This is a genomic window from Campylobacter concisus (assembly GCF_003049735.1).
In the GTDB taxonomy this organism is placed as follows: Bacteria; Campylobacterota; Campylobacteria; order Campylobacterales; family Campylobacteraceae; genus Campylobacter_A; species Campylobacter_A concisus_AN.
Map to the genome: position 1 here is coordinate 157,490 of NZ_PIRM01000003.1, position 21,990 is coordinate 179,479.

Annotated in this window: 18 protein-coding genes and 2 pseudogenes; 14 read left to right on the forward strand and 6 right to left on the reverse strand. The window is 38.2% G+C overall.

From position 1 onward, the window contains the following. Positions 1 to 8 precede the first annotated feature (8 nt). The 14 genes and pseudogenes from CVS97_RS06860 to CVS97_RS06925 all read left to right on the forward strand — a co-directional run bounded on the left by CVS97_RS06860 (position 9) and on the right by CVS97_RS06925 (position 14,458). Positions 9 to 749, forward strand: coding sequence for a thioredoxin domain-containing protein (locus CVS97_RS06860; protein WP_107785554.1), 741 nt, complete (start codon positions 9 to 11; stop codon positions 747 to 749). A gap of 303 nt (positions 750 to 1,052) precedes the next feature. Then, the gene (locus CVS97_RS06865; protein ID WP_009294906.1) at positions 1,053 to 1,259 is read left to right on the forward strand and encodes a twin-arginine translocation signal domain-containing protein; all 207 of its coding nucleotides are present in this window, start codon (positions 1,053 to 1,055) and stop codon (positions 1,257 to 1,259) included. Positions 1,260 to 1,336: 77 nt separating this feature from the next. After that, positions 1,337 to 1,531, forward strand: a pseudogene (locus tag CVS97_RS09660) (hypothetical protein); the annotation flags it as partial. 60 nt (positions 1,532 to 1,591) lie between these two features. Beyond that, complete coding sequence (locus CVS97_RS06875) at positions 1,592 to 4,246, forward strand: formate dehydrogenase subunit alpha (RefSeq protein ID WP_234401395.1); 2,655 nt, start codon at positions 1,592 to 1,594, stop codon at positions 4,244 to 4,246. Positions 4,247 to 4,257: 11 nt separating this feature from the next. Further along, positions 4,258 to 4,818: a formate dehydrogenase FDH3 subunit beta gene (gene fdh3B, locus CVS97_RS06880; RefSeq protein ID WP_021090689.1), complete on the forward strand. Its 561-nt coding sequence runs from the start codon at positions 4,258 to 4,260 to the stop codon at positions 4,816 to 4,818. A gap of 269 nt (positions 4,819 to 5,087) precedes the next feature. Next, positions 5,088 to 7,028, forward strand: coding sequence for an FTR1 family iron permease (locus CVS97_RS06885; RefSeq protein ID WP_107785556.1), 1,941 nt, complete (start codon positions 5,088 to 5,090; stop codon positions 7,026 to 7,028). 20 nt (positions 7,029 to 7,048) lie between these two features. Continuing rightward, positions 7,049 to 7,570, forward strand: a complete 522-nt coding sequence (locus CVS97_RS06890) for an iron transporter (RefSeq protein WP_084041674.1) — start codon at positions 7,049 to 7,051, stop codon at positions 7,568 to 7,570. A gap of 50 nt (positions 7,571 to 7,620) precedes the next feature. Then, the gene (locus CVS97_RS06895; RefSeq protein WP_107785557.1) at positions 7,621 to 9,000 is read left to right on the forward strand and encodes a Fe-S-containing protein; all 1,380 of its coding nucleotides are present in this window, start codon (positions 7,621 to 7,623) and stop codon (positions 8,998 to 9,000) included. Then, on the forward strand, positions 8,997 to 10,289 hold the full coding sequence (locus CVS97_RS06900) for an ABC transporter permease (RefSeq protein ID WP_107785558.1): 1,293 nt from the start codon (positions 8,997 to 8,999) through the stop codon (positions 10,287 to 10,289). The genes CVS97_RS06895 and CVS97_RS06900 overlap by 4 nt, the downstream gene beginning before the upstream one ends. Next, entirely contained in the window at positions 10,276 to 11,418 is a 1,143-nt protein-coding gene (locus CVS97_RS06905) for an ABC transporter permease (RefSeq protein ID WP_072593884.1), read from the forward strand. Before CVS97_RS06900 ends, CVS97_RS06905 begins: the two co-directional genes overlap by 14 nt. A gap of 1 nt (position 11,419) precedes the next feature. Continuing rightward, entirely contained in the window at positions 11,420 to 12,109 is a 690-nt protein-coding gene (locus tag CVS97_RS06910) for an ABC transporter ATP-binding protein (RefSeq protein WP_054196145.1), read from the forward strand. Next, positions 12,099 to 12,593, forward strand: coding sequence for a TlpA family protein disulfide reductase (locus CVS97_RS06915; RefSeq protein ID WP_021090806.1), 495 nt, complete (start codon positions 12,099 to 12,101; stop codon positions 12,591 to 12,593). Before CVS97_RS06910 ends, CVS97_RS06915 begins: the two co-directional genes overlap by 11 nt. 8 nt (positions 12,594 to 12,601) lie before the next feature. Next, positions 12,602 to 13,180 (forward strand): hypothetical protein, encoded by a 579-nt coding sequence (locus CVS97_RS06920; RefSeq protein WP_107785559.1) that lies wholly within the window; start codon positions 12,602 to 12,604, stop codon positions 13,178 to 13,180. 29 nt (positions 13,181 to 13,209) lie between these two features. Next, positions 13,210 to 14,458, forward strand: a pseudogene (locus CVS97_RS06925) (DUF2920 family protein). A gap of 33 nt (positions 14,459 to 14,491) precedes the next feature. Here the strand turns inward: CVS97_RS06925 and CVS97_RS06930 are convergent. The 6 genes from CVS97_RS06930 to der all read right to left on the reverse strand — a co-directional run bounded on the left by CVS97_RS06930 (position 14,492) and on the right by der (position 21,959). After that, positions 14,492 to 16,864 (reverse strand): tetratricopeptide repeat protein, encoded by a 2,373-nt coding sequence (locus CVS97_RS06930; protein ID WP_107785560.1) that lies wholly within the window; start codon positions 16,862 to 16,864, stop codon positions 14,492 to 14,494. Next, positions 16,864 to 18,108 (reverse strand): serine--tRNA ligase, encoded by a 1,245-nt coding sequence (gene serS / locus CVS97_RS06935; protein ID WP_107785561.1) that lies wholly within the window; start codon positions 18,106 to 18,108, stop codon positions 16,864 to 16,866. Before serS ends, CVS97_RS06930 begins: the two co-directional genes overlap by 1 nt. Positions 18,109 to 18,117: 9 nt before the next feature. Then, entirely contained in the window at positions 18,118 to 18,558 is a 441-nt protein-coding gene (locus CVS97_RS06940; RefSeq protein ID WP_107785562.1) for a copper resistance protein CopD, read from the reverse strand. A gap of 13 nt (positions 18,559 to 18,571) precedes the next feature. Then, on the reverse strand, positions 18,572 to 19,534 hold the full coding sequence (trpS, locus tag CVS97_RS06945) for a tryptophan--tRNA ligase (RefSeq protein WP_107785563.1): 963 nt from the start codon (positions 19,532 to 19,534) through the stop codon (positions 18,572 to 18,574). A gap of 534 nt (positions 19,535 to 20,068) precedes the next feature. Next, complete coding sequence (locus CVS97_RS06950; protein ID WP_107785564.1) at positions 20,069 to 20,590, reverse strand: shikimate kinase; 522 nt, start codon at positions 20,588 to 20,590, stop codon at positions 20,069 to 20,071. After that, positions 20,571 to 21,959: a ribosome biogenesis GTPase Der gene (der, locus tag CVS97_RS06955; RefSeq protein ID WP_107785565.1), complete on the reverse strand. Its 1,389-nt coding sequence runs from the start codon at positions 21,957 to 21,959 to the stop codon at positions 20,571 to 20,573. The genes CVS97_RS06950 and der overlap by 20 nt, the downstream gene beginning before the upstream one ends. Positions 21,960 to 21,990 lie beyond the last annotated feature (31 nt).

A 21,990-nucleotide genomic window follows, 5' to 3' on the forward strand; every position in this document is an offset into this window, starting at 1 on the left:
GGAAAAAAATGAAAAAAGTGGTTTTAGCCTCAATAATAGCGGCAACTAGCCTAATGGCAGCAAGCGATAAGCAAATAGAAGATTTTTACTCAGAAGTTTTTAAAAATCAAAATATCGATGGTGTTAATGTAAAAGTCGTAGAACGCACTAAAATTTTAGATGATATAGAAAAAGTAAGCTTAAAATTTAGCAAAGGAGATATGTCTCAAGAAGATGTGACTTTTGTTAAGGGCGATCTTATGTTTCCTGATGTTGTAAATTTAAAGGAGCAGAAGTCTTATTTGGCTGAAGAAAAAAAGGTAATCGCAGAAAAAGCAGCACTTGATTTAGTAAAATCACTAGCTAAAATTTATAAAAATGAAGACAAGGCAAATGTTGTAACTCTTGGTAATGATAGCAAAAAGCCAACTCTTATCATGTTTTCAGATCCTGAATGCCCATATTGTAGAGCCGAGCTAGCAAAGATCGAAACGACATTAAAAGACAATAATGTTGAAATCATCCTAACTCCCGTGCATGAACTATCATCTTTGCAAAAAAGTGCTTTGATCTATAAAGATATAAAAAATGCAAAAAGTGATAGCGATAAGGTTAAAATTTTAAGAAAGTATTTTTCTGAAGATTATAACGTAGATGAAAAAAATGTTAGTAAAGAAGAGAGCAACAAGATCGATACTCTACGAAAAAAATATTTCTCGGCTGGCGTTAGATCAGTGCCATTTATCATAAACAAAAGTGATCTAAAATAATCTTTTCTAGGGAGCTCTCCCTAGAATTTATACTTTAATTAGCCTTTCTCTCAAAATTCATAAAAGTTAAAATATTAAATATATTTTCTTATATTTTTAACAATAACTTAACATATTTAATTAAAGCTTTATATTTACTTTGATTATCTTGCAATTATGCTAAATTTACCGAGTTTAAATCTAGGCTATAAAAAGCCCTGAAATAGGCCTTGCAATATTTTAGAAATTCTAAAATATTGCAAATCATGAAGACCAATCAAACCAAATTCTCAAATTTTTAAGTTTGAGAGCTAAGGAGAAAAAATGCAAGGATCAAGAAGAGATTTTCTAAAAAAATCTCTAAAAGTCGGTGCTGCCGGCGGTGTACTCGCAGTCTCAGCCGTAGCAAAAGTGACTAGTGACGACTTAGCTCCTGATGACAATGGTGTCGTCGTTGGCAAGTCAAACAAAAAAGAGGTGCTTTATAAAAAAAGCAAGAACTGGGAAACCTACTATAAAATCGCTTACTAAGGGAGAAAACCATGAGTGATGCACGTATAGGAAGACGTTCATTTTTAAAGCTAGCCGCACTTGGTGCTGGAAGCACAATGGCTTTTGGAGAAAATGAAACGATAAGAAAAGCAAGTGATGAGGAGATAAAAAATCCTTTCCCTGGCTCAAAAAAGGTTAGAACGATTTGTTCTATTTGCTCAGCAGGCTGTGGTATCGAGGCTGAGGTAAAAGATGGTGTTTGGGTTCGTCAAGATATGGCGATGCATCATCCGATATCTCAGGGCTCACACTGCTCAAAAGGTATCGATCAGATCGACCTTACACACAGCAAACAACGTATCAAATATCCTATGAAAAAAGTTGATGGTAAATGGCAAAGAATTTCATGGGATCAAGCTGTAAATGAGATCGGCGATAAGATGCTTCAGATCCGCAAAGAAGATGGTCCTGATAGTGTTGTTTTCTTAGGATCTGCGAAATTTAACAATGAGCAAGCATATTACTTTAGAAAATTTTGTGCATTTTGGGGTACAAACAGTAACGATCACGTAGCAAGAATTTGACATAGCGCAACAGTCGCCGGTGTGGCGAATACTTGGGGTTATGGCGCGATGACAAACCACTTTGGAGATATGGCTGCAAACTCAAAATGTATATTTATCATTGGAGCAAACCCAGCTGTGGCAAACCCAGTTGGTGGCATGAAGCACACTTTACAAGCAAAAGATAGAAACAATGCAAAAGTAATTGTAGCTGATCCAAATTTTACAAAGACAGCTGCACATGCTGATCTTTATTTGAGACAAAGATCAGGAACTGATATTGCACTTGTTTATGGTCTTATTCACATTATTCTCAAAAATGGCTGGGAAGATAAAGAATTTATAGAAAATAGAACTTACGGTATTGATGAGATAAGAAAAGAGGCTGAGCACTGGACACCAGAGGTTACATCTGATGTTACTGGAGTACCAGTTGATAAGCTACTAAAAGCTGCAGAAATCCTAGCTCATACAAAACCGGGTACTGTTGTTTGGGCACTTGGCATTACTCAACACTCAGTTGGTACATCAAATACAAGAATTTTACCTATCCTTCAACTAATTCTAGGAAATATGGGTAAAGCAGGCGGTGGCTGTAATATCATTCGTGGTCACGACAATGTTCAAGGCTCAACTGATATGTGCAACCTTTCAGATAGCTTGCCAATGTATTATGGCTTAACTGATGCAGCATGGAAATATTACTGCAAAGGCTGGGGCGTTGATTATGATGAATTTATTAAACGCTTTGCAGTCTCAACAAAAGAGCCAAAACAAGGTGGCGCTCCTGTTAAAAACACAGTCTTTGAAGAGTATTATTACCACGATCCTAAACATCCAGAAGATAGAAACTGGAGAAACGAAAAAGGCTGGTCACTTTCAAAATGGTGGCAAGGCGTCTTGAAAGAGGAAAATACATTTAGTAGTGGTGCATTAAGAGTTCTTTGGGTTCAAGGAACTGGTCTAACATCTATGGCGCACCTAGCTAAAATTCAAGAAGCAGCTTCAAAACTAGATATGATCGTTGTGGCTGAGCCATTTGTAAATGAAATTTCTATCCTTTCAGATAGAAAAGATGGCGTTTATATCTTGCCAGTAGCGACTGCATTTGAAAATGAAGGTCACTTAAGTGCTACAAACCGCTCAGGACAATGGAGAACAAAAGTTGTTGATCCACTTTATGAGAGCAAGGGCGATCACGAAGTGATGTTCTTGTTTGCTAAGAAATTTGGCTTTTACGATGAATACGTAAAAGGCATGAAAATGGGTATCGTAGATCGTGAAATAAAACAAGTAAAAGATGACTTTGTATGGCCTGATGATGCGACAAATGAGATAGCAAGAATTGGAAATTCTATAGGTTATGGTGGTAGAACAGCCGAGATGTTTAGACGCCATCAAGCAAACTGGGATAAATTTGATCCAGATACGCTAATAGGTATTGGCGGTGAAGTCAAAGGCGAATACTACGGTAAACCATGGCCAGCATGGGATGAAAAACACCCTGGAACACCAATACTATATGATATGAGCAAGCCTTATGTTGAAGGTGGTTCAGGCTTTAGAAATCGCTTTGGTCTAGAGCATAATGGCGTTAGTCAGCTAGCTAGCGAAGAGACAACACTTGTTGGCTCAGCTATAAAAGGTGGCTATCCACAAATCACAAAAGAGAATATAGAAAAAGTCTTAGGTATAACTCTAACTGAAGAAGAGAAAGCTAAGATGGGACCAAGCTGGAGCATGGATTATAGTGGTATTATCTTTGAAAAATGCCGTGAAAAAGGTGTTGTGCCTTATGGTAATGCAAGGGCAAGAGCTATCGTTTGGGAATTCCTCGATCCTATTCCAAAACATAGAGAGCCTGTTCACTCACCACGCTGGGATCTTGTTCAAAAGTATCCGACATTTGAAGATCAAGCTAGAAATTTCCGTGTTTCTACTAAGTTTAAGTCAGAGCAACAAGCAAAAGATTGGTCGAAAGAATTTCCTATCGTATTTAGTACGCAACGCGTCGTAAACCTAAGTGGTGCTGGTATGATCGAAAGAACTAGTAAATATCTATCAGCTATCACGCCAGAGATGTTTGCTAATGTTAATCCAGAGCTAGCTTTAAAATACGGCATAAAAGACCGCGATATGATGTGGATCCATAGTCCACAAGGCACAAAGATCAAAGTAAGATGCTATCACAGCCAGATGGTAACTCCAGATAGAATTTGTATGCCATACAACTTCGCTGGTATTATGCAAGGCGTTGATCTTTCAGCTCGCTATCCAGAGGGTACTAAGCCTTATGTTATCGGTGAGAGCTTTAACACAGTTACTAACTACGGATTTGACCCAGTTACTCAAATTTCAGAGTTTAACGCAGGTCTTTGCCGTATAGAAAAAGCTGAGGAAAATACATTTAAAACATCGTTTTTCCATGAATATGGCGAGAGAGACGCCATGGGTAAAGAGTAAGGAGGAATAAAATGGCAAGAATGAAATTTTTCGTAGATACTGATAGATGTATTAGTTGTTATGGTTGCCAAGTTGCTTGCTCTTCTGCTCATGAACTTCCAGTGGGAATTTACAGAAGAAAGGTCATTACACTTCACGATGGTATCGAAGGTAAAGAGGTCTCAACTACTATTGCATGCCAACACTGTACTGATGCACCTTGTGAGCAAGTTTGCCCGGTTGATTGTTTCTACATTAGAGCCGATGGCATCGTGCTTCATGATAAAAATATATGCATAGGCTGTGGTTACTGCTTATATGCTTGTCCGTTTGGTGCACCACAGTTCCCTAAAGATGGAGCATTTGGTGTAAAGGGCGTTATGGATAAATGTACAATGTGTGCAGGCGGTCCAGAGCCAACAAACTCACACGAGGAGAGAGAGCTTTACGGTCAAAATAGAATGGCCGAAGGAAAAGTGCCTATGTGTGCGGCTGTTTGTGCTACAAATGCACTTTTAGTTGGAGATGCGGCTGAAGTATCAAATGTATATCGCAAACGCGTTATGCTAAGAAATACTGGGCTAAATGCCTAACAAGAAGGAGAGCATTTGCTCTCCTTTAAATTCTAAATTTTAAACTTAAAAACCTTTTCAGTATTTTATAAAGCTACTATTTTTTATTCAAAAGATAAATTTTAAATTTAAATTAGAAAATTTCTAAAACTATTTAAAATTGGCTATTTGAAGACAAATTTCTCTTTATTATCTCAATTTGCTCTATTTTATGATAATCGTTTTTATTTTAATCAAAGTAAAGCCTTGGTAATATTCGCTTCAAAAAAATCTCACAGGTGGTTTATTTAATGAATAAATTCTTAAAATTTATGCTAATTATGTTGTTGCCTATTTGGCTTATAGCAAAAAATGAGGATTACGAGCAGGTAGCAGCTCAGATAAAAGAGTCGCTACAAAAAGTAATAACAGAGTATAGAGCGGGCAATGTTGAACAAGCGGTCAGTGATACTCAAAATGCTTATTTTGGTTTGTTTGAAGATGTCGAAGCTGGCATCAGAATAAATTTAGGTCAGAAAAAAGCTTACTCAATGGAGAAGCAATTTGGCGAGATCAGAAAAGCGATAAAAGCTGGCGAAGCACCAGATGACGTGCAAAAAAGAATAGATCAGATAAATAGCGAGATCGCTGAAGTTCTACCGGTTATTTTAAAAGGACATAGACTAGTTGGTGAGTATTCAGACAGCCCAGCTCAAGCTGCTACAACTGACTATGATACTTCTAAATTTATCCCTGAGTGGAAGGTGGCATTTACAAATTTATCAGCCGATATAGATAAAGCAATAGCAAGCTATGAGAGTGATAAACAAGATGATGCTAAAAGTGCTATCCAAGATGCTAAATTTACAGACTACAGAAATACTCAACTTGAAATCGCTATTCGCCAGCATATAGAAAATGGTAAAAGCATAGATGCTGATATCCAAAGAAAGATGGGCGAAGCGATCAGCGGCATTACAAATGGCATAAGCAAAGATGACTTTAAAACTAAGCTAGATGAGATCAAAAAGCTAGCGTATGACGCTGTCTCAAAACTACCAGCTGATACTGCAAAACTTGCAAAAGTTGATATGAGCGATGTAGAAGCAGCTTCTGAAGAAGATAGTGGTGTAGATTATGCCAAAGTCGTTCAAAACATAAACGATAAAATTCAAGCTGCTATCACACTTTATAAAAATGGTGATGCAAAAAAAGCCATGGGCGATATCCAAGACATCTACTTTGATGAGTTTGAAGGCAGCGGCATGGAGAATAAAGTAGGTGCAATAGATGTAAATTTAAAAACAGCTATTGAAGCTACATTTGGTAATCTTGTAGCCCTTATGAAGTCAGGCGCAGATGAAAAAACTCTTCAAGAAAGTGCAAACAAGATGTCGTCTCAGCTAGCAACTGCACTTGAGAAAACTAGCAGTTCAAGCTCACCTTGGTCTTTATTCGTTTGGGCTTTGACTATTATTTTAAGAGAAGGCTTTGAAGCACTTATCATTGTTGCTGCTGTTGTTGCATATCTTGTAAAAACTGGTAATGCTAAAGCGATGGGCAAAGTTGTTTATAGCTCAGTTGGCGTGGCTGTTATCTTAAGCTTTGTCATGGCGTGGCTAATGAATGTCATTTTTGGCGAGGCAGCAGGTCAAAAAAGAGAGCTTATGGAAGGTATCACGATGCTTGTTGCAGTGGGACTTCTATTTTATGTTGGCTTTTGGCTTCTTTCAAATGCAGGTGCTAAAAAATGGAATGACTACATCAAATCACACGTCTCTGACTCTATCTCAAGTGGCTCAACTACAACGCTTTGGTGGACTGTATTTTTAGCAGTATTTAGAGAGGGTGCTGAAACTGTATTATTTTATCAGGCACTTATTTTTGGAGCTAAAGATTCAGCTGGTTACTCAATGATAGCAGCTGGCTTTGTGATAGGACTTGTCGTTCTTTTAATAGTCTATTTCTTATTTAAAATTTTTGCTGTTAAAATTCCTATTAAACCATTTTTTATATTTACGTCAGCGATCATCTTTTATATGTCGATCGTCTTTGTTGGTAAGGGTGTCGGCGAGCTAGTTGAGGGTAAAATTTTCATCCCAACTATCATAAATGGACTTAGCTTCCCTGACTGGATGAGGGACTGGCTAGGACTTCAGCCATATTATGAGAGTTTAGTGCCTCAAATCATTATGGTACTTGCCCTAGTTATAGGCATCGTTATTATGAAATCAAAACAAAATAAAAATTAATCTTATTTAAAGGAGAGAATATGAATAAAATTCTTAGTTCAGCCCTAGCACTTAGCCTAGCAGCTGGTTTTGCACTTGCTGGAGAGCATCCAATCGGTGAGCCTGTAGAGGCTAATGGCATGGAGATAGCTGCAGTTTATTTGCAACCAATCGACATGGAACCAAAGGGTATTGACCTAGCTCCAAGCCTAGCTGATTTTCACCTAGAAGCTGACATACACGCTATTGCTGGTAATAAAAACGGCTTTGGCGAAGGTGAGTGGATCCCATACCTAAAGATTAACTACGAGCTAAAAAACCTTGATAACGGCAAAGTTAAAAAAGGTACCTTTATGCCAATGGTTGCAAGCGATGGCCCACACTACGGTGCTAACGTAAAAATGGATACAGGTGTTGGTAACTATGAGCTTAAATTCCACATTGATAATCCAGAAAAACAAGGTTTTGGTCGTCACGCTGACAAAGAGAGCGGTGTTGGTAAATGGTTTGAGCCTTTCACAACAACTTATAAATTTCAATGGACAGGTGGTCCTGTTAAATAATCACCAGGGGCGTTCTCGCCCCTTTTAAAAAATTCTCACAGGGTTTAGTTATGTCAATTTATTTCTATCAGGTCTTTTTAGCCCTCCTTGGATTTACGCTTTTTGCTGCCTTAAATAACAAGGATAAAAGTTTAAAAACACTCTTTTTACCGTCACTTTTTGGAGTCGTAGCTGGCGTATTTATTTTTAAAGTCGTTCGTCACGCACTTATAGATGATCAGTTTAAAATTTTCATCGATTTAGTGACGCTAGTTTTTCTACTAGTTAGCATTTTATGGATATTTCTTGAGCTTAAGATAGCAAAAATTGTAACGTTTTTTATTTTAGGCATCGGCTTTGGCTTTGGCTATAGTTCAAGCAGTGTGTTATTTCCACTATTTGGTGGTGAGCTACTAGATACGCTTTCTGTCATTAGCTTCTTTCTAATGATATTTGCAATGATTTTGCTCGTATTTTTATTCTTTTTTATTTCGAATTTAAAATCTAGCATTTCTCCATTAATAGCTAAAATTTTAGCCCTTATCACTTTAGTTTTCTTGCTAATTGATAGAAGTTCTCAGACAGCACTTGAGCTTTTGCGTGCTGGGGCTTTAAAAATAAGTAGTGAGTTAAACTCTCAGATTCTATCTGTTAGTGCAAAAGGTATTTACGTATCAGAATTTGGTACTTATTTTTATATCTTTGTGATCTTACTTTTATGCATCACCGCGCTTTTCTTTATGCCAAAAAGTATTGATAAAAATAAATTTGGTTCTATCAAATACCGCTTTACAAAAGCCATTAGAGAAAATATTTCTGATAATGCAAAATTTGCATTTTGTAGTATTTTGATAGCACTTGGATTTTCGCTCTATTATGATCTTTACGCATCTCGTCCACCTGAAATTTCAGAGCCAGTGCTAGTTGAACCAGTGGGAGATAAATTTATATTTGATGTTGATATGCTAAAAGATAATGAACTTCACAGATTTGCTTATATTACAGATGAGGGCAAGCAGATAAGATTTTTCTTGCTAAACCGCTTTAGTGACCGCGTCTCGCCTGTCATCGTCTTTGACTCGTGCATGATTTGCGGCGATATGGGCTATATAAAAAGAGGAAATGACCTTATTTGTATCTCTTGTAATGTTAGAATTTTCTTGCCATCAGTTGGCAAAGAAGGTGGTTGCAATCCGATACCAATGCCATTTATCTTCGATGGCAAAAATATCATAGTTGATTATAAAACTATTACAGATGGAGCAAATTTCTTTAGTAAGGTTGTCGAAAAAATGGTGCTTGATCCAGTTAGTCGCAAAAAGGTGAGCAACCTTGAGTCAAGATCATATTTATACTATGGACGCACATATTTCTTTGAAAATAACGAAACTCAAGCGAAATTTGAAGCAAATCCAGAAAAATATGTAGAAACAAATGGAACGTTAAAATGAAAAATATGCAACTAAGAATGATAAAAAGCTCGATCACGGGCTCAAAGGTGCAAAAGACGATGGCCTTTATCACCATCTTGCTAGCTGCTCTTTTGATAGCTTGCATGCTAAATATCACGCTAAAAATCGGTGATCAAGTAGCAACTGAGCTTAGAGGTTATGGCTCAAATATCGTTGTTTTGCCACGAGGTGAGAGCCTAAGCATCGAGATCGAGGGTAAAAATTTCACTCCGTTAAAATCACAAAATTTACTTCCAGAGGCTGATATCTATAAGATAAAAGAGATCTTTTGGAGAAACAATATCGTTGCTTTTGCGCCGTTTTTAGAGGCAAAGGTTAAAGATGAAAAAGGAATTGAATTTGCCTTTGAAGGAACCTATTTTGATAAAAAAATCGGTCTAAAAGATGAGCCAGAATTTAGCACAGGCGTTAAGAGCTTGTATGGATTTTGGGGTGTTGAGGGCGCTTGGCCAAAAGATGAAAGCATGGATGAAATTTTAGTAGGAGATGAGCTTGCTAAGGCTAAAAATTTAAAGGTTGGCGACAAGCTTAGCCTTGTGGGCAAAAACGGCACAAAAGAGGTTAGGATAGTTGGAATTTTAAAAGGAGCTAGTGACGAGACACATAAGCTAGTTGGCTCACTAAAGCTTGCTGGAGATCTTTCTGGGCATGCAAACTCATACACAAAGGCTGAAGTCTCAGCCATGACGATCCCAGAAAATGACCTATCGCTAAAAGCAAGAAGAAATTTAGACAATCTTGATAGCGCAGAGTACGATAAATGGTACTGCTCAGCCTATGCTGGCTCGATCGCATTTCAGATAGAAGAAAATTTACCAAACGTTAGCGCAAAGGCAAGCCTTCAAGTAAGCGATGCAGAGAGTAATATCGTAAAGAAAATCCAAAGCCTAATGGGCATCGTTAGTATTATCGCTCTTGTGGTTTCAGCTATTGGTATAACGTCACTAATGACAAGTGAAATTTACCGCCGTAAAAAAGAGATCGGCCTTTTAAAGGCCATAGGCGCAAGTAACTTTGAAATTTACGCCCTTTTTGCTAGCGAGAGCCTTGTGGTAGCCTTTTTTGCGGGCATCACTGGAGCATTTTTGGGTTACGCTCTAAGCTACGTGATGTCTTACATTATCTTCTCTCACGGCATAGGCATAGCTTGGATCGTACTACCAATTAGCGTGGCATTTGCCCTACTTATTTCAGTCGTTGGCTCGCTAATGCCAATGAGAAACGTCATAAATTTACTACCTGCGGAGGTGCTATATGACCGCAAATAGCAAATTCTTTTACAATACAATTTATAAAAGTTTAAAAAATGGCTCATCAAGAGTCATGGTCATCGTGATCTCTATCTTGCTTGGAGCATGCGTGTGTGCTGCGTTTGTTAATGTCTATCTAGACATCGACTCTAAAGTCTCACGTGAGCTAAAAACTTATGGTGCAAATATGATCTTTGCTCCAAAAGATATGGCTACAAGCGATGATATGAGTGAAAAAACTTACAATGAAATGATCGCTAAAGTGCCAAAAGATAAGCTTCTTGGTGAGAGCGGTTATCTCTTTGCTCAGGCAAATATCGGCCCGACAAATGCCATCGTCATGGGGACAAAATTTAGCAATCTAAAAAAGGTTAAGCCGTTTTTAGATGTTAGAGATGGAACTATGATAAATGTTGATTTTGACGATAAAAATGTGCTAATAGGCGTCGATCTAGCTCGTCAGGCTGGCTTTAAAGCAGGCGATGATATAGAAATTCGCGCCATTGGCTCAAATGAGAGCATAAATGTAAAGATAAAAGGTGTAGTCGCAAGCGGCGATAAAGAGGATGCACTTTTGATCACGTCACTATCTTTGGCTCAAAAAATTTCAAATAAAGCTGGCAAAATAAACTATGCTGAAGCTGTTGTGCTTGGTAACTTTGACGAGATAACATCGCTTGCAAAGACTATAAGCAATGATGAAATAGCTGCAAAACCAGTGGCAAAGGTCTCAAAGTCTGAGGGCTATATTTTGGAGAAAATAAAGCTATTAATGGCACTTGTTAGCCTTGTTATTTTGCTCATTACTTCAATGTGCGTAAATACAACGCTTAGTGCTATCTTGCTCTCTCGCTCAAAGGAGATCGCACTTCTTAGAGCCATAGGCGCAAGCAAAAAAGATGTATTAAAGCTATTTGGCTTTGAAACATTTGTGACAGCGCTCATCTCAGCATTAGTTGGTGCATTTTTAGGATATTTACTAGCTCAAATTTTAGGTTATGCAATATTTGATTCTAGTATTGATTTTAGAATTTTAAGCATCCCAGTAGCTGTGATAATATCGCTTTTATTTGCAGCGATCGCAGCATTTTATCCGATCAAACGGGCACTTAATAATAAAATGGCAGATACATTAAGAGGAGAATGATATGCAAAATGCACTAGAATTAAAAAATATTTGTAAAATTTTTGGCGATGTTAAAGCACTTGATGATATAAATTTTGAGGTTAAAAAAGGTGAGTGGGTCAGCGTAATGGGGCCAAGTGGTAGTGGTAAGAGTACGCTTGTAAATATCCTTTCTCTAATGGATACTCCAAGCAGTGGTACTTATATGCTCGGTGGCGATGATGCGAGCAATCTAAATGCTGATGATACACTTAAATTTAGACGCGAGAAGATCGGTCTTATTTTTCAGCAGTTTCACTTAGTGCCATATCTTAGCGCACTTGAAAATGTGATGATCGCTCAGTACTATCACAGCTCAGTTGATGAAGAGGATGCTAAAAAGGCGCTTGAGGCAGTTGGTCTTTCTCACAGGCTAACACACAGACCAAGTCAGCTAAGTGGTGGTGAGCAACAACGCCTTTGTATCGCACGCTCGCTCATTAACGACCCTGAAATTTTAATAGCAGATGAGCCAACTGGTAACCTTGATGAAGCAAATGAAAGAGTTATACTTGATCTATTTTGCAAGCTAAGGAAAGATGGCAAGACGATACTTCTAGTCACTCACAACCCTGATCTTGGCGAGTATGGTGATAAGATCGTCTATCTAAGACACGGTAAGCTAGAGAAAATTCGCACTATTGAAAACCCAAAGGTGCCAAATGAGATATAAAATTTTATTTTTATGTCTAGTCTCAGCCCTAGTTATGGGCTGCGTCAAGCAGTATGAGAAGCATCACATTACGCTAAATGACTCAAGCGGCATTGATACGCAGTTTTTTCCAACAGAAAAGCGCCTAAAGATAGGTGATAAGCCATATATGCTATTTTTCTTTGGCACTGACTGTGGAGTATGCAAGGCCGCTATACCTGATCTAAATACTCTTGAAAAAGAGTATGGTAAAGAGGTTCAATTCATTGGTGTTTTAGGACCTAGTAAAGGCTTTGATAAAGATATTGAGCTTTTAAAAGAGCACAACATCACCTTTAAAACTACGAGCGATAAGGTTTCGGTTGATTACTTTAGTAAGGCAGTTGGTGGTGTCATGGGCGTGCCAGTTATCTATTTTTTTGATAAAGATGGTAAGATGCGATCAAAATTTATCGGTCTTACACCAAAAAGTGTACTTGAAAGTGCTATAAGATCGCTCTTGTAGGAGTGAATATGAAAAATTTCTTTTTATTTGTCTTAGCGGTATTTTTTGTTGGATGTGCTAACAGCACTCCAAATATCTCGGTCAAAACGAGCGAGCCTATATTTTTTACGCTTAATGAAGCAAATAAAAGCGTCTATGTAAATTTTAAAAATAGTGCGACCGGGCAAGATGTAAATGCTGAAATTTTAAGCGAGTTTGCAAAGGCTGGCTTTAGAAACGAGCCAAATATCAAAAATGCCGACTTCATCATCCTTGGCGATGTGCAAAGCTTTTCTAAGATAATAAAAAGAGATCCTAGATTTTCGATGGGCATGGGGTATGGCTTTGGCAGACCAAGCTTTGGCTTTGGCTACTCGATGTTTTTCCCATTTGGCTATTACGATGATGATGACTTTAGCACGAATAGCTACACTTATCACATGCAAGTAAGCGTGCTAGTGCGTCCAAAAAATGGTGGCGAAAAGGCGACAAATATATCGCTTATGCAAGCTGGTAATGTCTATTCGCCAAGCTACATCTGGCCGTTTTTTAAAGAACGTCTAGCAAAACAGATCGTTAGCTTTTTTTATAACGTCTCGCAAAAATAGGAGAAATTAGCAAATTTAAAAGGATTTAAATGCTAGTTGATGGAAGCTATGAAATTTCATCTTGTGATGATATTGAACTTGGTATAAAAAGAAGCTCTCCTCTCTCCTTTTATTCCTGTTATGACAATGCCAAGGATGTAAAAGCCCTTTTGGTGATTATCCCTGGGCTTGGAGAAGACTCTGACCTTGGATATAGAGCTAATCTTATTCGGACTATGGCAGAGACTTATGATGTTGCATGCATTAGTGTGGATTATCACTGCATAGGCAACCGCCCACAGCTTGGGGCGAAATTTGGACTTGATGATATAGATCGCGAAATCTTAACAAGAGAACTATCAAGTATAGGTATAAATTTACCAATTGATCTAAAAAGTATCGACTGCCACGAGAAGGTTGATTTGCTGCTTAAATTTCTTAGCAAAGAGATTACTATTCGAAAAGAGAGAGGTATTTTGCCGGCTGATTTTAGACTAAATGCTAGCATTACGATAGTACCAACAAAAAATGAATATCAAAATTTTGGCGTTATGCAAGCATTAGACGTGCTAAATGCTGTGCTTTATACAAAAAAATATATAAATAATGGTAAGTTTGAACATCTGCCAGTGATAATGGTAGGCAGCTCACATGGTGGATATCTGGCACATATGTGTGCTAAGATCGCTCCATGGCTAGTTGATGCCGTGATAGATAATAGCTCTTATGCCATATTTTTATGGCGTCTTATCGGCTTTGGTAAAGAGATAAATTTTACTAACTATTTTTGTTTTGGTACTGGCATTTTGTATCAAAATTTATATCTTTATTTTTTTGATAAGACCTACTGGACACTTAATGAAAAATCACCATACTATTTTATTGACGCAAGAGAAGAGATAAGAAACATCCTAAATTTAGATCATTTAAATGTTCAAAGTAGCTATAAAAAGCCAATTTACGTGAGCTATCACTGTATTTTCGATAAAGAAATAGCTCCAGCAAAGGATAAAATTGAGCTTTACGAGGCTCTTAAGAAGCTTAAATTTAACGCAACATTACATATGATAAAAGATGAGAGTGAGGTCGATGACAAATTTATAAAGTTTTTAGCGCATGGAATGGGGATGTCTTATAAACTACTTTTACAAAAAGAGCTTCCCAGTATGATGGAGAAAATTTTATCTCAAAAAAAACAAGAATAGCTGCAAGAGTATTGAGTATAAATGCGGCGATATGATCTATAAATTTAGTGAAGTCTTAGATCAAATAAATCTTGAAATTTTAGATATTGCTTAGTATTTAACTAGGCTCATAAAGACCTAGTTTTTATCAGTCATTATCTATCTCAAAGTCGTAAAATTCGCTTTCATACTCAACATTTCCTATTTTGCTGTATTGTATAAGAGCTGCTTTTATATTATCTATCTGCTGATACATTAGGCCAAGAGCTATTCTATTTTCGATAGCACTAGCATCATTTAGTTTTGTTAGCTCTAAAAGCGCGATTGCGTTTGATACTTTTCCAGCTCCTGTCGCAGCCACAGATGCTAAAAACAATGTGCTAGCGTCATTTACTTTAAACTCATCGATTGCTTGATTATAAAGTTTATAGCTCTCATCAAAGTCGTTTGTAAAGATATCGACATAGGCTAGAGTTTGGATTAAATTTATATTCTTTGGAGCATTTTTTAGCTCGGCTCTTAACTTATCACGCTCTCTTGTAAGTAAGCCTGAAATTTGAAGTAGCTTGATGTATTGCTTTTTGATGATATCAGCGCCGTGATAGAAAGCGTTTGAATCAAGCTGCTTGCCATTAAAGTGAATTTGTATCGCTTTTGCATACTCTTTGACATTTTGCTCTTTGTTTTTCGAGATGAAATTTAAGATATTTGCAATAATATCATTTGGCAAAATTTTTAGTAGTTCATCAGCTTTCTTTGCCATTAGCTCGTCATTGTTTGAAATTTTAGCGATGATGATATCAAAGGCTAAATTTAGCATTGTCTGCTCTTTTGGCTCTTCAAGCCATCTTATCATCGCACTTTGGTTACCGCTAACTAGGCTTAGAAGCGAGGCATATAAATTTACAGGCTTTAAACTCTTATCGTTTTCTAAATTTTCGCCGATCTCTTCAATGAGTTTTGGGTTTAAATTTCTATTTATATCTAGACAAATCGCCCCAAAAATACCTGCAAGATGGTTATTTACGTCCTGGTGATAGCTTGCTATGAAGTGCTTTGCTGCAAGGCTAAAATTTCCAAGCTGAGCGTAGCTTAAGGCGAGATTGTATTGCAAGATAGAGTGATTTGGATAAGTGCTGGCTAGCTCTTCAAACTCTTTATTTGCTTCCTTTAAGCGGTAGCTTAGTGCTTTTGCAATAGCTTCGCTAAGTTTGGCATTGACTTTTGAGGCGGCGGCACTTTGACTAAGGTAGTCATTTGCTGCTGAGGTGTCATCTAAAAAGACGCTAACGCCGCCTTTTCTTATCTGCTCGATGCTCTGTTTCGCGTCAAAAACCTTGTAAGGTGCGAAGTAAAAAAGGGTCTCATAGCGCCTTGTTCTATCAAAAAACATATCATCGTTAAAGTGTGCCTGAGCTAGGCTGACATCAAAAAGATCAGGCTTTAGTATCGTTTTTATCTTGTAAATTTTGCTTGGCAAAGAAGCATTGTAGTCGTAAACATCTTTGATAAATGCAGCTGCGTCGCCGTAGTCAGCAGTTTTTAGATCAATTAGCGCTTCAGTCATCTTGATAAGATCGATATTTGGCGTATTCTTAGAAGCTTTTGTTAGATAATCCCTTGCCTTGTCGTATTTGCCAAGTCTTGCATAGAGCTGTGCTAGCGTGAAGTCGGCCTTAAATGCCTTTTGGCTCTCAAGTTTGGCTATTGCTCTCTCATCATCTCCAAGAAGTGATAAAATTTTTGCGCTTAAATACGCATATTCATTTTTATAATCCGCAGTATTTGGATGAGAAAGTGCTTGAAGTGCCTCGTAATAGTTGCCTTTATAGTAGTTTATAAGCGCGTAGTAATAACTATAAAGTGGCGAGTTGTTTTCATACTGCAAAAATGAATCAGCAAGTCCTATATAGTAGTTAAAATTTTTGGTGTTATTTAGCTCAAGCGAGCAAACGGCAGCATTTATGGCGCTAACTGCTGTGTTTTCTCTATCGGTTATAGCTTTGTTAAAAGATACGATCGCCTCATCACATCTTTCTTGTTTCATCTGTGAAACACCGAGGTTGTAGTTTGAGAGAGACTGGTTATAAACAGCTATGTTTTCATAAATTTTTAACGCCTCAAATTTATTGCCACGCTCATAAAGCTGATTGGCTTTATTTATCATTTCATCGATCTTCGAAGCGCCAAAATTTTGCGTTTGGTAGTTGTTTTCTATATTTTTTACGATACTTGCAGTATCTATGTTCTCTTTTTTGTCTTTCTTTAGCAAGATAACTAGCAAAACCACTATCAAGATGATAAGTACTAGAGCAACCACGCCTGCTATTATAAAGAGCTTTTTATTGCTCTTTTTTACAGGGATTGGCTCCGGGATGCTCTCATCTTGTAACACACCCTCACTTGCGATACTCTCAAGCGAGACAATCTCTTCAGGTGCCTCGGCTTTTGCCTCTTCAGGCACTTCTTGCTCTGTTTGCTCGCCAGGTGGTTTTAAAACTACAACCTCTTCTTCAGCCACTACATATACCTCTTAAGAACTTCTGGAATTTCGATAGTGCCATCTGCTTTTTGGTAGTTTTCCATTATTGCTATTAGCGTCCTACCCACAGCTAGACTTGAGCCATTTAGCGTATTTACAAGCATATTTTTCTTGCCATCTTTAAAGCGAATTTTTGCACGCCTTGCTTGAAAATCACGAGTGTTGGAAATAGAGCTAATTTCTCTATATTTACCTTGACCAGGTAGCCAAACCTCAAGGTCTATCGTCTTTGCCGCGCTAAAGCCAAGATCACCGCTACAAAGAAGCATATGGCGGTGAGGAAGCCCAAGACTAGTTAGTAGATCGCTCGCGCACGCTACCATCTCATTTAGCACGTCTTCGCTTTGATCAGGCTTTGTGATACTTACTAGCTCGACCTTTTCAAACTGATGCTGGCGGATCATACCTCTAGTATCACGTCCTGCTGAGCCTGCCTCTTGGCGGAAGCATGCTGAGTAGCAAGTCATCTTTATAGGTAACTGCTCAGCTTCAATGATCGTGTCATTGTATAAATTTGTCACAGGGACTTCGCTGGTTGGGATGAGGTAGAGGTCCTCGTCGCGCACTTTGTAAAGGTCTTCTTCAAATTTAGGCAGCTGACCAGTACCAAAAAGTGTGTTTGAGCTTACTAGATAAGGGACATTTACAAGCTCGAAGCCACGTGAGCTGTTAAAGTCGATCATGTAATTAACAAGCGCTCTACTAAGCCTTGCTCCCATGCCGCGAAGTACAGTAAAGCGAGATCCTGAGAGCTTTGCGCCCCTTTCAAAGTCAAGCCAGCCAAGACTCTCACCTAACTCCCAGTGCTCTTTTGGTGTAAAGCTAAATTTAGTTGGCTCAAGCACCGTTTTTATGCAGACATTATCGTCCTCGTCCTTACCAAATGGCACATCATCATCGGTGATATTTGGCACGTTAAATGAAATTTGCTCAAGCTTTTCTTCATATTGTTTAACGATATCATCAGCATCAGCAAGTGCAGCTTTATTTAAATTTAGCTCATTTTTAAGCTCGCTTACATCTTCGCCAGCTCTTGCCTTTATGCCAAGCTCTTTGCTCTTTGCGTTTTGGATCGCTTGGAAATTTTCAAGTGCTTTACGTTTTTGTTTTAGCTCGTTAAAAGTTTGTAAAAGCTCGTCAAGTAGCCCAGCTTTTACATTTTTTCCCTCAAGTTTTTTTACAAATTCATCGTAATTTGTCTCGAGTAGTTTTAAATTTATCATTCCGTATCCTTAAACCATAAACATAACTTTTGCAAAAAGTACGATAAAAACTGCCGCTATTAGCGCAAATGGGTGGATGTTGCCAAGTGGGCTAGGGCGTTTAAATATAAATTTGCAGCTTAAATTTGTTATAACCGCAGCTACGATTAGCATCGCTAAGAAAAATTTGATCATAAAAATGATTTGTAAATTTGTCTCAAAGTAGCCTCCAGCCTTTGATCCGACCCAGTTACTCATCATCATGCCTCCGGTTAGCACCAAAAGCAAGATACAAAGTGGCATTATCTTAATAGCAACTGATCCGATAGCTTGTTTTGCCTTTTGAGCAAGCTCAGGTGGCATTTTTTTACAAGCTGCTTTAAAAATGATTACATCAAAAAAGAGGTAACCAACAAAGATGATTGCACAGAAAAGATGAACTATCTGTGCATATGGATATAAATTTTGCATATTTTTTCCTTTATTAATAAATTCCGACTGCTTCACGAACTTTTTTTATTGTTGTTTGAGCAACATTACTTGCCTTTTTGGCTCCTATTTCTAAAATTCCAGACACTTCGTCAGGATTATTTTGATAATGCACAAATTTCTCTCTCGCATCTTTAAAATAGTCCCAAATAAGCTCATTTAGATAAGCTTTAAAGTGCCCATGGCCCTCGCCACCACGCTCATATCTAGCTTGAAGTTCTTTTTGCCCACTCTCGTCTAAGAAAAGTTTGGCGATATTATAGACGTTGCAGTTTTGCCACTGCTTTGGCTCTTCAAGCGGTGTGCCGTCTGTCACGATGCTAGAAATTTGCTTTTTAAGCGTTTTAGCATCGGCAAAGATGTCGATTGTATTGCCGTAGCTTTTGCTCATCTTTTCGCCATTTGTACCAGGCACGGTGGCAACATTTTCATCGATCTTTGCCTCAGGCAGTGTAAAAATTTCTCTATGCTCGTTGTTAAATTTTATCGCGATATCACGAGCAATTTCTACGTGCTGGATCTGGTCTTTGCCCACGGGTACGACCTGCGCGTTATAAAGCAAGATATCAGCTGCCATCAAAACTGGATAGCTAAAGAGTCCGTGGTGCGAGCTAAGGCCTTTTGCGACTTTATCTTTATAGCTGTGCGCGCGCTCAAGTAGGCCCATAGGCGTGTGCTGACTTAGCACCCAGTAAAGCTCAAGCACATCTTTAACGTCACTTTGTACCCAAAATATGCTCTTGTTTGGATCGATCCCAAGTGCCAAAAACGCACACGCAGCCTCAAAAGTATTTTGCTTTAGGGCTTTGGCCTCGCTAAGGCTCGTCATCGCGTGGTAGTTTGCTATAAACATAAACATCTCATTTTGCTCTTGCATATCAACCATCTGCTTTATCGAGGCAAAGTAGTTGCCAAGGTGTAGTTTGCCGGAGGGTTGGAGACCGGTTAATACTCTCATCTTATCCTTTCAAATTTTGGCTTTTTCTCGCGAGCGCTTTTAATAGAGATTTGAAATTTTAAACTTTCGGCAGACTATGTGTCTAGCCTCGGCTTAAAATTTCTACACAACTATCAAAATCATCTCACGATACTTCGCTAAAAATACTTTTTAAATTTTAACGTTACATTAGAGTTTTTGTATCTAATCTAATCTTAAAATTTAACTGGCAGACCATGCGTCTAGCCTTTGCTTAAAAACAAATTTTTGCCTTGCCTAAACAAAAAATTCTTTGCCAAAAGTTTTTAAATTTTTAACATCACGTTAGACTTTTTAGTCTAGCTTAATCTTAAAATTTTTATCACACAACTCTCGTCGCTTTAGCGTTGCGAATAAAGTGAGGCAAAAAATTATCTTACGATACTTCGCCAAAATTTCTAACTACAAAACGTTAAATTTAGCTCAAAGACTCAAAATTTCAACACCACGCCAGATAGCCATCTAGCCTGATCTTAAAAATTTATCGTTGCAAGCAGCAATCACGCTACTTTACAACTAAATTTTTAAAAGCATCCTTATTTCTTTTACGATCTGCTTTGGAGTTTTACCCTCGACTTCGACGATGTAATCAGCCTTTTTCTCATAAAGCTCCTCTCGCTCTAGATGCAAAGCCTCAGCTCTTTTTAGATCACTTAAAAGTGGACGTTTGGCAAGCTTTTTCTCGCTATTTTTGCTATTTTTTAGCCTTTGCATGATCGCATCAAAACTAGCTTTTAGGTAGATCACGGTACCAATTTTCTTTAAATTTTTAACCTTCGCAAAGCCCCCACCTGTTGAAATGATCGCATTTTTGACATTTGTGGCTAGAAATTTAGCTAGATCTTTTTCAAGCTGCCTAAAATGCTCCTCTCCGTATTCTTCAAAGATAACTTTTATCTTCATATTTTGCGAGCTTTCCAGCAAGTCGTCGCAGTCAAGATTCATCGTCTTTAAAGCCTTGCTTAACGCCCTTGCGGTCGTGCCCTTACCAACACCCATAAATCCTATCAAAACGATATTATTGTTCTTTGTTTTCATCGCTCACTCCACGTTTTTTAGGAATTAGCACGATAGGCACGCCAGTTAGGTTAAAACTCTCTCTAAGCTTGTTTGTTAAATAGCGTTTGTAGCTAAAGTGCAGGCATTTTGGGCGGTTCATTATGAGCGCTATCATGATCGGCGCTGTCTTAAACTGCACTGCGTAGTAAATTTTTACAACTCTGCCTTTATCTCGTGGCAGAGGGTGTGCCTTGGTCGCTTCGCCGATCACTTCATTTAGCTTTGAAGTTTGGATTTTTTGAGTGTAGTTTTTGTAAATTTCAACTATGAGCGGGTAAATTTTATGCACTCTTTTGCCGCCAAGTGCTGAGACGCTGATAATCGGCGCGTATGAGAGAAATTTAAACCTATCTTTTATCTCTTTGCAAAGCTCGTCAAATTCTTCGCTGCTTTTATCCCATTTGTTTAGCACGATGATGACGCCAAGCTCAAATTTTGAGGCGATGCCAGCGATACGCTCATCAAGCTCGGTTAGTGGTTCAGAGCTATCAAGTACGAGTAGAGCTACGTCTGTCTCTTCTAAAATTTTCTCAGTTCTATTTAGCGCGTATCTCTCGATGCCCTCGATCTTGCCGCGCTTTCTAATACCAGCAGTATCGACAAACTCAAAAACCCTGCCATCATGTTCGTAAATTTCATTGACCGGGTCGATCGTAGTGCCTGCCACATCGCTAACGACGGCGCGACTCTCTTTTACAAGGGCATTTAAAAGTGAGCTTTTACCGACATTTACGCGGCCTATGATGCCAACTCTTATATTTTTGCTCTCATAGTCTATCTCGTCGCTTAGCTCGCCCTCGTCGTTATAGTTTTCTAAAAAATCATCAAAATCTTCACTCGTGTCAGCCTTTATCTGCACCTTATCTTCTATGTGCTTTGCTAACCAGATGCTAAGCTCATCGATGCCTGTGTTGTGGCTTACGGAAATTCCAAAGGCATTTTTCGCACCAAAGCTTACAAATTCCCACTCTCTTTGCTCGTCTTTTTTGCTGTCGATTTTGTTGATGACTAGAGCGATTGGTAAATTTAGCTTGCTAAGCTCGTAAAAAATGGCTCTATCCTCATCATCTGGCATCATTTTGCCATCGACCATGTATAAGATGACGTCTGAATTTCTAGCCTCTGCCAAGGTCTTTGCTTTTACATTTTTAAAAAGCTCGCTACTATCATCAAGGCCACCGCTATCGATCAAAATGCACTCTTTGCCCTCAACTTCGATCTTAGCTTTGTTCGTATCTCTTGTCGTGCCGCTAACATCGCTTGTTATAGCGATACGACGACCAGCTAAGCGGTTAAAAAGTGAGCTTTTGCCGACATTTGGCTTGCCTACTAATATTACTTTTTGCAAATTTTGTCCTTTTTGTGATGGCTGATTATAC

What these genes read in the sequence shown, in the direction of transcription:
- CVS97_RS06860 (WP_107785554.1), top strand. Translation starts at nt 9, where the DNA reads ATGAAAAAAGTGGTTTTAGCCTCAATAATAGCGGCAACTAGCCTAATG.
- CVS97_RS06865 (WP_009294906.1), top strand. Translation starts at nt 1,053, where the DNA reads ATGCAAGGATCAAGAAGAGATTTTCTAAAAAAATCTCTAAAAGTCGGT.
- fdh3B (WP_021090689.1), top strand. Translation starts at nt 4,258, where the DNA reads ATGGCAAGAATGAAATTTTTCGTAGATACTGATAGATGTATTAGTTGT.
- CVS97_RS06885 (WP_107785556.1), top strand. Translation starts at nt 5,088, where the DNA reads ATGAATAAATTCTTAAAATTTATGCTAATTATGTTGTTGCCTATTTGG.
- CVS97_RS06890 (WP_084041674.1), top strand. Translation starts at nt 7,049, where the DNA reads ATGAATAAAATTCTTAGTTCAGCCCTAGCACTTAGCCTAGCAGCTGGT.
- CVS97_RS06895 (WP_107785557.1), top strand. Translation starts at nt 7,621, where the DNA reads ATGTCAATTTATTTCTATCAGGTCTTTTTAGCCCTCCTTGGATTTACG.
- CVS97_RS06900 (WP_107785558.1), top strand. Translation starts at nt 8,997, where the DNA reads ATGAAAAATATGCAACTAAGAATGATAAAAAGCTCGATCACGGGCTCA.
- CVS97_RS06905 (WP_072593884.1), top strand. Translation starts at nt 10,276, where the DNA reads ATGACCGCAAATAGCAAATTCTTTTACAATACAATTTATAAAAGTTTA.
- CVS97_RS06910 (WP_054196145.1), top strand. Translation starts at nt 11,420, where the DNA reads ATGCAAAATGCACTAGAATTAAAAAATATTTGTAAAATTTTTGGCGAT.
- CVS97_RS06915 (WP_021090806.1), top strand. Translation starts at nt 12,099, where the DNA reads ATGAGATATAAAATTTTATTTTTATGTCTAGTCTCAGCCCTAGTTATG.
- CVS97_RS06920 (WP_107785559.1), top strand. Translation starts at nt 12,602, where the DNA reads ATGAAAAATTTCTTTTTATTTGTCTTAGCGGTATTTTTTGTTGGATGT.
- serS (WP_107785561.1), bottom strand. Translation starts at nt 18,108, where the DNA reads ATGATAAATTTAAAACTACTCGAGACAAATTACGATGAATTTGTAAAA.
- CVS97_RS06940 (WP_107785562.1), bottom strand. Translation starts at nt 18,558, where the DNA reads ATGCAAAATTTATATCCATATGCACAGATAGTTCATCTTTTCTGTGCA.
- trpS (WP_107785563.1), bottom strand. Translation starts at nt 19,534, where the DNA reads ATGAGAGTATTAACCGGTCTCCAACCCTCCGGCAAACTACACCTTGGC.
- CVS97_RS06950 (WP_107785564.1), bottom strand. Translation starts at nt 20,590, where the DNA reads ATGAAAACAAAGAACAATAATATCGTTTTGATAGGATTTATGGGTGTT.